Source organism: Actinomadura miaoliensis, assembly GCF_039536785.1.
Lineage (GTDB): Bacteria > Actinomycetota > Actinomycetes > Streptosporangiales > Streptosporangiaceae > Spirillospora > Spirillospora miaoliensis.
On record NZ_BAAAZG010000002.1, the window covers coordinates 292,978 to 307,598 of the forward strand.

The following is a 14,621-nucleotide window of genomic DNA, read 5'->3' on the forward strand; positions in this document are numbered from 1 at the left end:
GTGTCGGTCGTCGCAGCGCAGGCCGCGCAGGCCGCCGCCGATCCGGGCTGCGGCCTCGTGCCGGTCCTTCCCTGGTGTCTGGACGACACGGCCAAGAACGTCGCCGGGTCCATCGCCGGGTCCATCGTCGACATGGTCGCGCAGTCCTTCGCCAACGCCGCGATCGAGATCCTCAAGGTCCTGCTGACGTGGTGGATCAAGGTTCCCAACCCCACCCTCAGCGAGAACCCCGACGACCCCGTCTACTTCATGCGCGAGCGGACCGGGTGGCTGGTCACCTGGGTCGCCGTGCTGGGGCTGCTGTTCGCCGCGGGCAAGACGGCATGGCAGAGACGCGGCGAACCGTTCCGTGAGGCGTTCTCCGGGCTGATCACCATGGTCGTCGCCGTCTTCACGGTGACGGCGGCGGTGCGGCTGGCGATCGAGGCGGGCCACTCCTACTCGGTGTGGATCCTGAACGCCTCCACCGAAGGCGACGTCGAGGGCAACCTCGGCAAGATCGGCGCGCTGTTCGGCGCGGCGCTGCTGCCGGCGATGCCGGCGGTGATCCTCATCGTCGCTCTGCTGGCGATCCTGTCGTCGGTGATCCAGCTCGCCATGATGGTGGTGCGCAGCGCGATGCTGGTGCTGCTGGCCGGGGCACTTCCGCTGGCGGGCGCGGCCAGCATCACCCCGCAGGGCCGCGCCTGGTTCCGCAAGCTGATCGCGTGGCTGGTGGCGTACCTGCTGTACGAGCCGGTCGTGGCCACCATCTACGCCGTCGCCTTCCGGGCGATGCACGGTGACTCGATGGCGCAGCTCCAGGGCCTGATCCTGGTGATCATGGCGGTGCTCGCGCTGCCCGCGCTGATGCGGTTCGTGGTGCCGGTGGTGTCGTCCACGGGCAACGACGTCGCCGAGAGGACGGCCAGCGCGGCCGCCGACTACCTCCCGCTGGGCGCCCGGATGGTGAACAACCTCCGGGGCGGCGGCGGCAACAACTCCTCGGGCGGTGGCGGAGGCGGGGGCGGTGGCCCGTCCGGTTCCGGCCCGTCCGGAGGCGGGCCTTCGGGAGGCGGCCCGTCCGGAGGAGGACCGCCGCCGAACGGTCCCTCCGGCGGGGGCGGCGGAGACGACGATGACCCGCCGCCGCCGTCCGGCGGTACGCCGCCCGGTGGTTCCGGTGGCGGTAGTTCCGGTGGCGGAGGCTCCGGCAGCGGAGGTTCAGGCGGCGGCGGTGGCGGCAGTGGCGGCCCGGCGAGCGGTGCCGCGGGCGGCGCGGGCGCGGCCGGTGGTGCCGGTGGTGGCGCGGCCGGTGGTGCCGGAGGCGGTGCGACCGGTGGCGCTGCGGGCGGTGCGGCCGGAGGCGGCGTGGCCGGTGGTGCGGCGGGCGGTGCCGCGGCCGGTTCCGTGGCGGGCCCGGCCGGTGCGGCCGCCGGAGCGACGGCGGGCGCGGGCAAGGCGGCCGCCGACAAGTCCGCCGACGCCGTCCGCGACGCGGCAGAGGGCGCCGCCAACGAGGGAGATGGTCCAAGTGGCAGCAGGTAACCGAGTAGAGCGCACCTACGGGAACTGGCGTAAGCCCGTCTCACCCGGCATCGGCCGGCTCGGGCTGCTCGGCACCGGGATCCTCATGCTGGGCCTGGTGACGATCGCCCTGTCCGCCATGATCTCGCTGTGGGCCGCGGTGATCGCGGCGGTCGTCCTGGCCGTCGTCATGCTGCCCCTGGTGGTCCAGGACCGGCACGGCCGTACGGCCCTGCAGGCCGCCACCGCGCGGATCGCCTGGTGGCGCGGCCGTTCCCAGGGCTGGCACCTGTACCGGTCCGGTCCGCTGGGCATCACCGCGCGCGGCAGCCACCGCCTGCCGGGGCTGATGGCCGCGTCCCGGCTGGTGGAGGCGCAGGACTCCTACGGCCGCCCGTTCGCGATGATCATGATCCCGTCGACCGGCCACTACACCGCGGTGTTCGAGTGCGCCGCCGACGGGGCGGCCCTGGTCGACCAGGACCAGATCGACACCTGGGTCGCCTACTGGGGGCAGTGGCTGGCCTCGCTGTCGTTCGAGCCGAGCCTGGTCGCCGCCAGCGTGACCATCGAGACGGCGCCCGACCTGGGCCACCGCCTCCAGCGGGAGGTCGGGAACAACGTCGACCCGAACGCCCCGGAGCTGGCCCGGCAGGCCCTCGACGAGATCGCCCGGACCTACCCGGCCGGCAGCGCCCAGGTCTCCACCAGGGTCGCGGTCACCTACGCGGCCGCGCCGCGGCCGGGCGCCAAGCGCCGCACCATGGAGGAGATGGCCCGCGAGATCGGCACCCGCATCCCCGGGCTCACCGCGAACCTGGCGATGACCGGCGCCGGAACCGCCCGTCCGATGAACGCGGCGGAGCTGGCCAAGGCCGTGCGGGTGGCCTACGACCCCGACGCGCAGTCGCTGCTGGAGACCCTCGGCGACGACGACATCAGCTGGGACAAGGCCGGTCCCGTCGCGACGCAGGAGTACTGGGACCGGTACGTCCACGACTCGGGCGTCTCGGTCACCTGGGGAATGTCGGAGGCGCCGCGCGGCGAGGTGCTGTCCAGCGTGATGACCGGTCTGGTGTCCCCGCACCGGGACATCGCGCGCAAGCGCGTCACGCTCCTGTACCGGCCGTACGATCCGGGTGCGGCGGCCAAGATCGTGGAGCGGGACCGCAAGGACGCCCGGTTCCGCATCTCCGGGGCCCAGACCGCCGCGCGGGACGCGGTCGCCGTCGCGGCGGCGGACCAGTCCGCCCGCGAGGAGGCCAAGGGAGCCGGGCTGGTGCGGTTCGCGATGCTGGTCACCGCCACGGTGCGGTCGGTGGAGGAGCTGCCGCTGGCGACCGCCGCCATCGACACGCTCGCGCCGCCCGCCCGGGTGCAGTTGCGGCGCATGTACGGGTCGCAGGCGTCGGCGTTCGCGGCGGCCCTGCCCCTCGGCATCGTGCTGCCCGACCATCTCCAGGTTCCTGCGATGGTGCGGGAGGCGATGTGAGCACCACCACCGATCCGCTCTTCGGCCTGCCGGCGGACGGCGCGCCGGCGACCGGCGACGACGGGCGCAAGAGCCGCAAGAAGAACAAGAAGGAGAAGAAGAAGGACAAGGCGCGCGACCGCGCGTCCGAGCGCAAGGGCCCCGCGGCGCCCCGGCCCGGCATGCGCGGCTTCGCCGGGCGCGGCGGCGGCCGCGCCGGGTACGTCGAGGCACCGCCGGAGTGGCGCGGCACCACCGTGCAGGTGTGCGGCCTGTGGCCGTTCGGCGCCGGTTCGGGCACTCCCATGGTGGGGGTGCCGCTCGGCCGGGAGCTGATGGGCGGGACCACGCTCTGCTGCGACCCGATCTCCTGGTTCCAGCGCGCGGGGCTGATCCACAACCCCTCCGTGCTGGTGCTGGGCAAGCCGGGCCTGGGCAAGTCGACGCTGATCCGCCGCATGGTGGTGGGGCTGACGGGATACGGCGTGTTCCCGATGGTGCTCGGCGACCTCAAGCCCGACTACGTCGACCTGATCCGCGCGCTGGGCGGGCAGATCATCAAGCTCGGCCGCGGGCTGGGCTCGCTGAACGTGCTCGACCCGGGCGAGACGGCCGCCGCCGCGGCCAAGCTGTCCGGCGACGCGCGCGCCAAGCTGGCGGCCGACGCGCACGGCCGCCGGCTGAACATGGTCGCCGCGCTGGTGACGGTCCTGCGCGGCACGCCCATCGCCGACACCGAGCGCACCGTCCTGAACGCCGCGCTGCGAGTGCTGGACGAACGCCATCAGGGCGTGCCGATCCTGCCGGACCTGATCAAGGTGATCGACGAGGGGCCGGACCGGCTCCGCAGCATCACCCTGGCGCGCGGCAGCGAGGACCGCTACCGCAATGCCGTCGACCCGCTGCACGCGTCGCTGCTCGGCCTCCTGGACGGGCCGATGGGGGAGACGTTCGCCCACCACACCACCACTCCGATCAGGCTGGACTCCCCCGGCGGCGTGTGCATCGACATCAGCGGGATCGACGACGCCGACGCCGAACTCCAGGCGGCCGTGTTGCTGGCCTGCTGGTCCGACGGGTTCGGCGCGGTGGAGGCCGCCCATGCCCTGGCCGACCAGGGCATGGGGCCCCAGCGGCACTTCTTCGTCGTCCTCGACGAGCTGTGGCGGGTGCTGCGCGCCGGACGGGGCCTGGTGGACCGGGTGGACGCGCTCACCCGGCTCAACCGCCAGCGCGGGCTGGGCCAGGCGATGATCACGCACACGATGGCCGACCTGCTGGCGCTGCCGGACCCGGCCGACCAGCTCAAGGCCAAGGGCTTCGCCGAACGCGCGGGCATGGTCATCTGCGGCGGCCTGCCGCAGGCCGAGATGCCCATGGTCAACGAGGTCGTCCGGATGTCGACCGCCGAGCAGAGCATGATCGTGGACTGGTCGACGCCGCCGTCCTGGGACCCGACCCTGAACCGGGACGGCGAGCCGCCCGGCCGAGGCAAGTTCCTGGTCAAGGTCGGCGGCCGTCCGGGCATCCCGTTCAAGGTCGACCTGACCCACGCCGAGCGGGAGGTCAACGACACCAACAAGCGCTGGGCCCACTCCACCACCAAGCCCAAGCGCCTCTGACCCGTCCGGCCGAGGCCGCTCCCGTCACCGAACCCCGGCGGCGGGAGCGGCTGCGCGTCAAGCCCGCCGACAAGACGTCACCAGCCAGCGGAGGCTGTGGTGTGCTCGCTTAGGACATCTGACGTCCGCATCCACACAACCGCCCACTGGCCAAAGGCAGCGGGCGGTTGAAAGCGGTTGCAGCGGACCGGTCTGAAGCGGCTTCAAGAGTCGGCACAGGTCGAGTTCGAGCGGTGCCGGCACTGCGCCGCCAACTGCTCCCAAGTGGTGCCCGGCCCGCTGCGGACGGCCAAATTACACGCGGGCGATCCTCCGGGGAATCCAGCGGTTCCACGAATTGCCGGACGAGGTCGAGGACGCGCTCGCCGTCCGCGCTGACCGTCTGCGAGGAAGGTGACATGTCCATCCCGGTCACTTGACGCCCCACCTGAGGGCGGCGGACGCTGCACAGAGCAAGTTCGAGCAACTCGCTGGGTGAAGGGAAGATCATGCGGCTACGGTTCCTCGGGACGGACTCCGACCAGGGCGGCTGCCCGGCGATGTACGCCAGCGACCGCGGCACGTACGTTGTGCAGGGGAAGATCATCACCGACGCGACGGCGCTCGGCGACGTCCGCGACCTCGCCGCCGACGAGACCGTCGTCGAGATCGAACCGGCGCTCGTCCGACACCTGATCGAGCACTACAACCTGCACTACGCGAAGGGGTGACCGTGGCCGATCTGCTGACCGGCGACCAGTTCGGCGCGATCTTCCACACCGCCCGGCGCTCGGCGTTCCGGCTGGAAACGAGGGACCGCTACAACGTGCCATCCGAGCAGGAGCGGATCCGGCGCTTCCTTGCCGGCGCCCCTGACGAGGACTATCTCCTCGGCGCGCACGAGTGGGGCGACATGACGCGGACGGCGGCGGCCGAGGGGCGCCCGTTCCGTCGTGTCCGGGTGGTGACGGTGCCGCTCGGCGACTACTCCCGCTACGCCCTATGGTCGGCCCAGGGCAACCTACGTGCAGGCGAGGAGATCCGATACCTCGACCGTGACCAGGCCGATGCACTCGGCCTGCCGGTCCGGCCGCCGCATGACGCCTGGCTGCTCGATGACGAACGGGTCGCCGTTCTGCGCTTCGACGATGACGACCGTCTCCTCGGGGCCGAACTGCTCGGCGACGCGGCCACCGTCGAGCAGCACGAACGGTGGCGCGACATCGCATGGAAGGCGTCCGTCAGTCGGGACGAGTTCCTGCGCAGCCTGTGATCCCCGCTCATGTCCACGTCCCACCAGCAAGCACGCGAGGCACTCGGGGTGCGGCTGCGTGAGCTGCGACAGGATTCGCGTGTCGCGCAGCGCCGCCTCGCCGAACTGGCCGGCTGGCATGAGAGCAAGGTCTCCAAGATCGAGCACGGCAAGCAGACGCCCAGCGAGGACGACATCCGCACCTGGTGCCGCCTGGTCGGTGCCGACGAGCACGTCCCGGACCTGATCGCGACCGTCCGGAACATCTCCAGCGCGTACAGGGAATGGCGCCGTGAGTGGCACGCCGGCGCGCACCGGCGTCAGCAGACGATCGCCGCGCAGGAGGCCGAGACCACGCTGTTCCGGGTCTTCGAGCCGTTCCTCATTCCCGGCCTGCTGCAGACCCGCGAGTACGCGGCACAGCGGTTCCGCGACAACATCGCCTTCCACGGCACCGGCGGCGACGTCGACACCGCCGTCCAGGCCCGCATGGACCGCCAGGACGTACTGCGCCGCGGCGACCGTGATCGGCGCTTCCACATGGTGATGTGCGAGATCGCGCTGACGATCGGGATGGCCGATGATCATGTTTTGGTCGCCCAGTTGGAGCGGCTGCTCACACTGTCGACTCTGCCGCGGCTCAGCCTCGGCATCATCCCCACGCGCGCCCGGCACCGGCGCGCACCGCATCACGGGTTCTGGGTGTTCGACGAGCGTCTAGTCCTCCTGGAGACTGCCTCGGCTGAGCTTGCGATCACGCAACCACGCGAAATCGCGGTGTACATCAAGGAGTTCGACTGGCTGGCGTCCTCCGCCGTGTACGGGGCTGCCGCGCGGGACCTGATTCACGCCGCAATTCGGACGCTTCGAGCAAGCTGAAGCAAGTTCCTGGCCATCAGCGCTGGCCGGTCCCACTGTGGGTGTTGCCCCGCAGAAACGACCCCGGGCCGCTGCGCCTACAGCGGGGAGTCCCGGGGCCTCGCCCGACACGGGAGGTCGGACTCATGGAGCAGTATGACCGATTGCGCGCGCTGGCCGAGCAGCTGGCCCGCGCGGGCGTGAAGACCGAGGCCGGGGTGACCGTGGTGGCGCCGACCTCGGTGGAGACGATCACATGCCGGGAGCGCGAAGAGGACGGCGGCAAGCTGTGGTTCTTCGCGTCGGACGGCACGCCGATCGCCCAGGCCGACGACGAGCACCTGGACGACGCGGCCCTGCACATCCTCGGCCACCTCAACCAGCGCGCCGAGAAGGCCGAGGACGCGGCGGTGTCGTCGTGACCGCGTCGAGGGTGCACGCGGGGCCGGTGCGGTGGGACACCGACGCGATCGCCGCCCAGCTGCGCGGCCGCTTCCCCGGTGTGCTGCTGTGGTGGAGCGAGCTCAACGCCTCGTGGATGGCGATGGTGCTGCGGCCGACCAGTCACCCGGTCGGTAACGAGCTGCTCCAAGCGGCCACGCCCGCCGAACTGGAGCAGCGCCTGGCCGCCGCCGGGGTGCGGCCCGTCCACCCGCAACAGGCAGTGCCGGGGACGGGCGGGATGGTGGCCGGCATCTGGTCGCCGCCGACGCCCCCGCCGTTGCCGCAGCCGCAGCGCGTCGCGCCGCTGCCGCCGCGTCGCGAGCGTCCCGAACGGCTCGAGCGTCCCGGCTCCCCGAAGCGCCCGGAGCGTCCCGGGCCCTCGAGGCGTCCGGAGCGGCCGCAGCGTCGGGGGTGGCTCGCACGTCTGCTCGACCGGCTGACTTACACCGAGCCCTGGGACTGGTGACCAGGGGGCGGCCGCGCGGTGAACACCCCTGGATCATCACGCCGCCGCCCCCAGCCGCGCCCCGAAGAAGGGGAACCCGGGAGTGCGGCACCCGGCGGCGGCGCGGTCTGCCCGGGGCCGCGCCGCCGCCCCTGAACGCCGCGGCCCAGGGCCCTTTGTGCGGGGTGACCGGGGCCGCGGCCCCACAGACGGCGGAGCGGGCCCAGGCGCGGCGTGGCCCGCCCCGCTTCGACCGCCGCGCCCCTGGCATGCGCCAGGGGGGTGCTCCCTGGTGGGCGCGGCACCACACGGCGGGGCGGCCGGAAACAGCGCAGTCGGCCGCCCCGTCACCGGAAGCTTCGAGACCAGGCGCGCACTCGGGGCTGCGGAACCCACACGAAGCGCGTCGGAAAGGCTCAACGAGCCGATGACAATCTCCCAAGCGCGGCCCGTCGGGGTCGCCGAAGCGAAGGACCCGTGCACGCTGGTCTCCCCGGAGGTGTTCGGCCTCCTCGTGGAAGACCTGCGCCGATACCACCACGTCACCAAGGACTACGCCGAGCGGATGCTCGGTCAGGCGCTCGTCTTCCTCAAGGCACAGGCCGAGATCGTCCGGGCCAGGGCCGAGGGGCGTCCGTGGCAGCGGATCGTCCCCACCGTGCCCGTCGACCCGGCGTGGCACGCCTTCATGCTGCGGAGCCGGGCGTACGCAGCGTTCTGCACGGAGTACGCGGGCGAGTACATCCACCACGTGCCCTACCAGGACGAGGCCATGCTGTCGGGCGAGGCGCTGGAGGCGACGATCCCGCAACTGGAGGCCACCGGCTACTACGTGGACGTCGAGTTCTGGGCCGGCGAGAGATCGCCCTGCTGCCCGCCGGAGTGCAACGACATGGGCGGGTAGATGACGCACCAGATCGCCCCTGACACCGCCGGGCGCACAACCGTCCAGCCGACGCACTACCACTGCTATCGGTGGTCGGGTGCCGGGCGGGAGTGGGAGCGCATGGGCCGCACCGACAGCCTGGACGTGGCCAGCCCGGAGCGGCCGCCGGTGCGGACGGTGGACTGGCTGATCAAGTCGTCCCAGTTCATCGCGGCCGTCCACACCGACCCCGCGGGCGCCCGCGACTGGCTGATCGCCGAGTGGGACGCGGCGTGCGAGAAGTCGCTGTACGCGGTGCCCGAGTGGGTGTCCAGCCAGGAGCGCGCGGTGCGTGCACTGCGGGCGATCGAAACCGGCTGCTGGCCGTCGTACAGCCAGTGGATGGTCAACGGCGTCGTGGTATTCCTGTCCGTCGTGGGGACGGCCGACCGCTGCCACTGACCGCGCACGAAGACGCCCCCGCCCCCAGCGAGCCGGGAGCGGGGGCGTCCCGCTTTATGCACTTCCCACGCGGCGGAGCCGACCAGGTGCCGATCGCACGGGCGACGCCTGTTCCGCGTGTCGGGCGGGCGTCACCGCAGGTGGCGGAGGCTGTGGGATTCGAACCCACGGAGCCGGGGCTGCCGACTCAACGGTTTTCAAGACCGTCGCACTCGTCCACTATGCGAAGCCTCCAGTGAGCAGCCCCCACGATAGCGGCAAGCCCGAGGTGAGTTCACGGCCTTTGCGGCCCGACGGCGCCGCGGACCGGCTGGTGACGCCGCGGATCGGGGGCGGCGGGCACCGGATGGAGCAAGACCGTTCAGGTCATTCAACCTGAATCACACTGAAATCATCCGTATCCTCATCCGCATGTCGCAGACACCCAACGATCCGGCAGGGTCGACGCAGCAGTTCCAGCACTTCGCCCAGCAGCAGGGGCAGCCGGACAAGGCCGCCAAGGTGAACGTCGGCCTCATCGCCGGCATCGTCGCCGTGGTGGCCCTCGTCGCGATCATCGCGATCGCGATCGGGATGACGATGTGAGACCGGGACGACCCGCCGTCCACGCGCCGACAGCCGTGGAACCCCGCCGGCGGGCCGCTCAGCCCGGGTGAAGAAGCACCCGCACTCCCTCCCGCCCCCTCTCTGACCTGGCCAGGTCCCCCTCGTACCGGCCCTCAGCCGCCGAAACACCGCTTCACCGGTGATCGGCGACGGCGGAGGGCGATGCGCCTTCGCTGTGCCGTGCCCCGGCCTCGGCCTGGCACGCCGACCCCGCGCCAACCCACGCGGCTGCACCCGCGGCGCATGTGCATCCGCGGCGGCGACTGCGCCTCGCTTACCGAGACCATGCGTCGGCGCATCGCCCCGAGCGGTCGATTGGCATGTCGGGTACCGCGGCCGCGGCGCCGCTCGTCCCACGGAGGTCCGCCCCCGGGCGGATCGTCACCGTCGCCTCGACGCTGGGGCTCCGGGCGCTCAGCGACGCCACCGCCTACAGCCCCTCCAAGTTCGGCGTCGTCGCCGTGGGGGGCTCGTCGGGTCGGGGAGATGGCGAGGTGATCCGCGGCGTCGGGTGGGCCGGTGTTTGGGGTGGCGAGTACGTGTGGGTGCCGGGGCGCGCGGCGAAATCCTCCTTCTACAACCTTCGGTTGTGCCCTCCTGGAGTGTCTTTTGTTGGACTTCACAGCTCCCTGACAGGTCGAATACGGGCGCCGGCCACGTCCGTACAACCGCGGGGAGTGAATGGGTGGATTCGTTCGCACACCTACATGTCCATACGGAGTACTCCATGCTGGACGGCGCGGCGAAGGTCGGGCTGCTGCTGGAGGAGGTCGCCCGCCAGGGGATGCCGGCCGTCGCGATGACCGACCACGGCAACGTGCACGGGGCGTACGAGTTCTACCACTCGGCCCGGAAGGCGGGGGTGAAGCCGGTCATCGGCATCGAGGCGTATGTCGCTCCGCAGTCGCGGCACCACCGGGGGCCGGTGTTCTGGAGCGACGATCCGGCGTTGCGGCGGGCCGACGAGGTGACGGGCAAGGGCGGTGACGTCTCCGGCCGCGGCCTCTACACGCACATGACGATGTGGGCCGCGGACGCGGACGGGTTGCGCAACCTGTTCCGGTTGCAGTCGCGGGCCTGGCTGGAAGGGCACGTCCAGAAGTACCCGCGCATGGACGACGAGCTGCTGGCCGAGCACGGGCGCGGTCTCATCGCCACCACCGGCTGCCCGTCCGGTGAGGTGCAGACGCGGCTGCGACTCGGGCAGTACGCGCAGGCCGTCGAGGCCGCCGCCCGTTACCGGGACATGTTCGGCCCGGACAACTATTTCCTCGAGCTGATGGACCACGGCATTCCCATCGAACGCCGCGTCCGCGAGGACCTGCTGAGAATCGGCAAGGAGCTGAACCTGCCGCCCCTGGCCACGAACGATTCCCATTACGTCACCGAGGACCAGGCCGAGGCGCACGACGCGCTGTTGTGCATCGGCACCGGAAAACGGCTCGCTGACACCGCGCGGTTCCGGTTCAGCGGTACCGGCTACCACGTCAAGTCACCGCGGGAGATGCGGGCGCTCTGGGACGACGAGGTGCCGGGGGCCTGCGACAACACGCTGCTCATCGCCGAACGCGTCGGTGACTACGCGGAGGTGTTCGCCCACCGGAACCTGATGCCGAGGTTTCCCGTGCCGGACGGCGAGACCGAGGCGTCCTGGCTGCGCAGACAGGCACTGGAAGGGGCGCGCCGGCGGTACGGGGGCGCGCCGTCCACGGAGGTGCTCGACCGTATCGACTACGAACTGTCGGTCATCGAGGACATGGGGTTTCCCGGCTATTTCCTGGTCGTCGCCGACATCTGCCGGTACGCGCGCGAGAACGGCATCGGCCTCGGCCCGGGACGCGGCTCGGCGACCGGTTCGATGGTCGCCTACTGCACCGGCATCACCGAGCTCGACCCGATCGAGCACCGGCTCATCTTCGAGCGGTTCCTCAACCCCGAGCGCATCACCATGCCCGACGTCGACCTGGACTTCGACGACCGGCGCCGGGACGAGATGATCGAGTACGTGACCCGCCGGTACGGCGCGGACCGGGTCTGCCAGATCGTCACGTTCGGCACCATCAAGGCCAAGGCGGCGGTGAAGGACGCCTGCCGGGTGCTGGGCCTCCCGTACGCGCTCGGCGACCGCATCACCAAGGCGTTCCCGGCGGCCGCGGGCGGTGTGGAGATCCCGCTGTCGGCCGTGCACGACGAGCGGCATCCGCGCCACGGCGAGGCCGCCGAGCTGCGCCGCATGTACCAGGAGGAACCCGACGTCAGGCGGGTCATCGACACCGCGCTCGGGGTGGAGGGGCTGACCCGGGGGACGGGTGTGCACGCGGCCGGGGTGATCCTGTCGGCCGAGCCGCTGATCGACGTGCTGCCGCTCGTGCGGCCGAAGGCGGACGGCCCGGTCGTCACCGGTTTCCCGTTCACGCAGGCCGAGGACATGGGCCTGCTGAAAATGGACTTCCTCGGCCTGCGCAACCTCACCGTCATCGGCGACGCCGTCGCGGGCGTCAAGGCCAACCGCGGCGTCGACATCGACATCTACGACGTGCCGCTGGACGACGCGAAGACCTACGAACTGCTGGCGCGCGGTGACACCCTGGGCGTCTTCCAGCTGGACGGCACCGGAATGCGGTCGCTGCTGAAGATGATGCGGCCGACGAAGTTCACCGACATCGCCGCCGTGAACGCGCTGTACCGGCCCGGTCCGATGGAGATGAACGCGCATGTCAACTACGCGCTGCGCAAGACCGGCAGGCAGCAGGTCGAGCCGATCCACCCGGAGCTTGCGGAGGTTCTCGAGCCCATTCTCGGCGACACCTACCACCTGGTGGTGTTCCAGGAGCAGGTGATGGCCATCGCCCAGCGGCTCGCCGGATACTCCCTCGGCGCCGCCGACATGCTGCGCCGGGCGATGGGGAAAAAGAAGAAGGACGTGCTGGACGCCGAATGGGACCGCTTCTCCGCCGGAATGCGCGAACGCGGCTACTCCGCCGAGGCCGTCCGGGCGGTCTGGGACGTGCTCGTGCCGTTCAGCGGTTACGGCTTCAACAAGTCGCACACCGCCGGTTACGGCCTGGTGTCGTACTGGACGGCCTACCTCAAGGCGAACTTCCCCGCCGAGTACATGGCGGCCCTGCTCACCTCGGTCGGTGACGACAAGGACAAGATGGCCGTGTACCTGTCCGACTGCCGCCGCCTGGGCATCAAGGTGCTGCCCCCGGACGTCAACCACAGCGCGCTCGACTTCGCCGCCGTCGGGGACGACATCCGGTTCGGCCTGGGCGCGGTGCGCAACGTCGGTTCCGGGGTGGTGGACGCGATCGTCACCACCCGGCGGGACAAGGGCCCCTACACCGACTTCGCCGACTTCCTCTCCAAGGTGCCGCCGGTGGTGTGTAACAAACGCGTTCTGGAATCGCTGGCGAAGGCCGGGGCGTTCGACGGGCTGGGACATCGCCGCAAGGGCCTGGTGGACGTCCACGAACAGGCCGTGGACGCGGTCATCGACGTCAAGCGCAACGAGGCGTACGGGCAGGACTCGCTGTTCGGGTCGTCCACCGACGACGGTCTGCGAATCACCGTCCCGGACGAAGAATGGAACACCGCGACGCTTCTCGCGCACGAGCGGGAAATGCTCGGCCTCTACGTCTCGGGCCATCCCCTCGACGGCACCGAGGCGGTCCTGGCGAGCAACCGCGACCGCACCATCGCCGAGCTGCTCGCGTCCGGCCGTGCGGACGGGGAGGTCCGCCTCAGCGGCATCGTCTCCGGGCTCCAGCGCAAGGTCACCAAGCAGGGCAGCCCGTGGGCGATCGTCACGCTCGAAGACCACGACGCGAGCGTGGAGTGCCTCGTTTTCCCCAAGAGCTACCAGCTCTACGGGGAGGCGCTCGGTGAGGACCGCGTCGTGTCCGTCCACGGCCGGATCAACGTGCGGGACGAGACCCTGAGCGTCTACGCCGACGAGGTGACGCTCCTCGACGTCTCCGGCGGCGGGAAACCGGTGGTGATCTCGGTCGCCGAGCCCCGGGTGACGCAGCGGCTGGTCAGGGAGCTGAAGCAGATCCTCGGCTCCCATCCCGGCGACTCCCCGGTGCATCTGCTGCTGCATTCGCGTCCGGACGGGGCGAAGAGCGTCCTGCTGGATCTCACCTGGTTCCGTGTCGCCCCCGGCCCCGCGTTCTACAGCGACATCAAGTCGCTGCTGGGCGCCGGTTCCCTCCCGCGTTCCTGACGGGCGGTGCGGCCGCGGCGGACACAGAGGACGCGGAGCGTCCGGCTTGACCGGAAGGAGCCCGACGCTCCGCGCTGAACACCGCCGCAACTACAAGCGGCGATCCGAGCGAGGCGATCGCCCTCCGCCTCAGCGGAGGCCTTCTGCCGCCACGGTCCAGATTCGCCACGCCCCTGGGGATGCCCAGTGACAAAGCCCCCAAATGCCACTCAACTACGCCTTTATTGAGAATCACCCGTATTCAGGTCAACGCCTCTCGATCGTTGCCGTCGGCGGGCGGCGCGGCACCCCTGCCATGCCGCCGCCGCGCCCGATTCGGGGTGATCCGCTCGGTCGGCGCCCTGACATGGCGGTATCACAACGGGCAGTGACCGGCTGTGCGGGTCTTGTAGCGGCGCCGTCCAGGGACGGGAACCGCCGCGAAACGTCACCGCCCTACGTTCGGCCGTGAGAACTCCGGACCAGACAGACGGGAGGCCGGTCTTGAGCATCTACGACTCGATCGGTGGCGCGGCGGCCGTGGCGGCGGCGGTGGACGACTTCTACGCCCGACTGCTCGACGATCCCAACCTCGCCCCCTTCTTCGCCGACACGGACCTGGCCCGCCTGAAGTCGCACCAGCGGTCGTTCATCGCCGCCGCGATCGGCGGATCGGAGATCTACAAGGGCCGCGACATGGCCACCGCCCACGCGGCGCTGAACATCTCCGACGAGGACTTCGACGCCGTCGTCGGCCACCTGGTCGAGACACTGCGCGGGCTGGGGGTCCCCGACGACACCATCGGCGAGATCGGCGCGAAGCTCGCGCCGCTGCGCGCCGACATCGTCACCGTCGAGAAGCAGAAGGCCGGCTGACCCCGCCCGGCCGCCGCCCCCGAGAGAGCAG

General features: G+C 71.1%; 13 protein-coding genes and 1 tRNA gene. 13 read left to right on the forward strand and 1 reads right to left on the reverse strand.

Annotation, left to right across the window (positions count from 1 at the left end; all coding sequences use genetic code 11):
- The 10 genes from ABD811_RS05860 (at position 1) to ABD811_RS05905 (ending at position 8,904) form a co-directional block, all read left to right on the forward strand.
- A complete protein-coding gene (locus ABD811_RS05860; RefSeq protein ID WP_344941923.1) occupies positions 1 to 1,527 on the forward strand; it encodes a hypothetical protein in 1,527 nt (508 codons plus the stop codon).
- The gene (locus tag ABD811_RS05865; RefSeq protein ID WP_425549368.1) at positions 1,505 to 2,998 is read left to right on the forward strand and encodes an SCO6880 family protein; all 1,494 of its coding nucleotides are present in this window, start codon (positions 1,505 to 1,507) and stop codon (positions 2,996 to 2,998) included. The genes ABD811_RS05860 and ABD811_RS05865 overlap by 23 nt, the downstream gene beginning before the upstream one ends.
- Complete coding sequence (locus tag ABD811_RS05870) at positions 2,995 to 4,599, forward strand: ATP/GTP-binding protein (RefSeq protein WP_344941929.1); 1,605 nt, start codon at positions 2,995 to 2,997, stop codon at positions 4,597 to 4,599. Before ABD811_RS05865 ends, ABD811_RS05870 begins: the two co-directional genes overlap by 4 nt.
- 488 nt (positions 4,600 to 5,087) lie before the next feature.
- Positions 5,088 to 5,309: a hypothetical protein gene (locus tag ABD811_RS05875; RefSeq protein WP_344941932.1), complete on the forward strand. Its 222-nt coding sequence runs from the start codon at positions 5,088 to 5,090 to the stop codon at positions 5,307 to 5,309.
- A 2-nt stretch (positions 5,310 to 5,311) separates the two neighbouring features.
- Positions 5,312 to 5,851: a DUF6879 family protein gene (locus ABD811_RS05880; RefSeq protein WP_344941935.1), complete on the forward strand. Its 540-nt coding sequence runs from the start codon at positions 5,312 to 5,314 to the stop codon at positions 5,849 to 5,851.
- Positions 5,852 to 5,899: 48 nt separating this feature from the next.
- Entirely contained in the window at positions 5,900 to 6,709 is an 810-nt protein-coding gene (locus tag ABD811_RS05885; protein WP_344941939.1) for a helix-turn-helix domain-containing protein, read from the forward strand.
- A gap of 125 nt (positions 6,710 to 6,834) precedes the next feature.
- Positions 6,835 to 7,110: a hypothetical protein gene (locus tag ABD811_RS05890; protein ID WP_344941942.1), complete on the forward strand. Its 276-nt coding sequence runs from the start codon at positions 6,835 to 6,837 to the stop codon at positions 7,108 to 7,110.
- Positions 7,107 to 7,598, forward strand: a complete 492-nt coding sequence (locus tag ABD811_RS05895; RefSeq protein ID WP_344941945.1) for a hypothetical protein — start codon at positions 7,107 to 7,109, stop codon at positions 7,596 to 7,598. Before ABD811_RS05890 ends, ABD811_RS05895 begins: the two co-directional genes overlap by 4 nt.
- Before the next feature lie 406 nt (positions 7,599 to 8,004).
- Entirely contained in the window at positions 8,005 to 8,481 is a 477-nt protein-coding gene (locus ABD811_RS05900) for a glycine-rich domain-containing protein (RefSeq protein WP_344941949.1), read from the forward strand.
- Positions 8,482 to 8,904, forward strand: a complete 423-nt coding sequence (locus tag ABD811_RS05905; RefSeq protein ID WP_344941952.1) for a hypothetical protein — start codon at positions 8,482 to 8,484, stop codon at positions 8,902 to 8,904.
- A gap of 141 nt (positions 8,905 to 9,045) precedes the next feature.
- On the opposite strand, the gene ABD811_RS05910 is transcribed toward ABD811_RS05905, so the two are convergent.
- Positions 9,046 to 9,138: transfer RNA gene (locus tag ABD811_RS05910), tRNA-Ser, on the reverse strand.
- A gap of 177 nt (positions 9,139 to 9,315) precedes the next feature.
- Here ABD811_RS05910 and ABD811_RS05915 point away from each other — a divergent pair.
- The 3 genes from ABD811_RS05915 to ABD811_RS05930 all read left to right on the forward strand — a co-directional run bounded on the left by ABD811_RS05915 (position 9,316) and on the right by ABD811_RS05930 (position 14,590).
- Entirely contained in the window at positions 9,316 to 9,489 is a 174-nt protein-coding gene (locus tag ABD811_RS05915) for a hypothetical protein (protein ID WP_344941955.1), read from the forward strand.
- Positions 9,490 to 10,195: 706 nt separating this feature from the next.
- Entirely contained in the window at positions 10,196 to 13,735 is a 3,540-nt protein-coding gene (dnaE, locus tag ABD811_RS05925) for a DNA polymerase III subunit alpha (RefSeq protein WP_344941958.1), read from the forward strand.
- Positions 13,736 to 14,218: 483 nt separating this feature from the next.
- Positions 14,219 to 14,590, forward strand: a complete 372-nt coding sequence (locus ABD811_RS05930; RefSeq protein ID WP_344941961.1) for a group I truncated hemoglobin — start codon at positions 14,219 to 14,221, stop codon at positions 14,588 to 14,590.
- Positions 14,591 to 14,621 lie beyond the last annotated feature (31 nt).

What these genes read in the sequence shown, in the direction of transcription:
- ABD811_RS05865 (WP_425549368.1), top strand. Translation starts at nt 1,505, where the DNA reads ATGGTCCAAGTGGCAGCAGGTAACCGAGTAGAGCGCACCTACGGGAAC.
- ABD811_RS05890 (WP_344941942.1), top strand. Translation starts at nt 6,835, where the DNA reads ATGGAGCAGTATGACCGATTGCGCGCGCTGGCCGAGCAGCTGGCCCGC.
- ABD811_RS05915 (WP_344941955.1), top strand. Translation starts at nt 9,316, where the DNA reads ATGTCGCAGACACCCAACGATCCGGCAGGGTCGACGCAGCAGTTCCAG.
- ABD811_RS05900 (WP_344941949.1), top strand. Translation starts at nt 8,005, where the DNA reads ATGACAATCTCCCAAGCGCGGCCCGTCGGGGTCGCCGAAGCGAAGGAC.
- ABD811_RS05905 (WP_344941952.1), top strand. Translation starts at nt 8,482, where the DNA reads ATGACGCACCAGATCGCCCCTGACACCGCCGGGCGCACAACCGTCCAG.
- ABD811_RS05875 (WP_344941932.1), top strand. Translation starts at nt 5,088, where the DNA reads ATGCGGCTACGGTTCCTCGGGACGGACTCCGACCAGGGCGGCTGCCCG.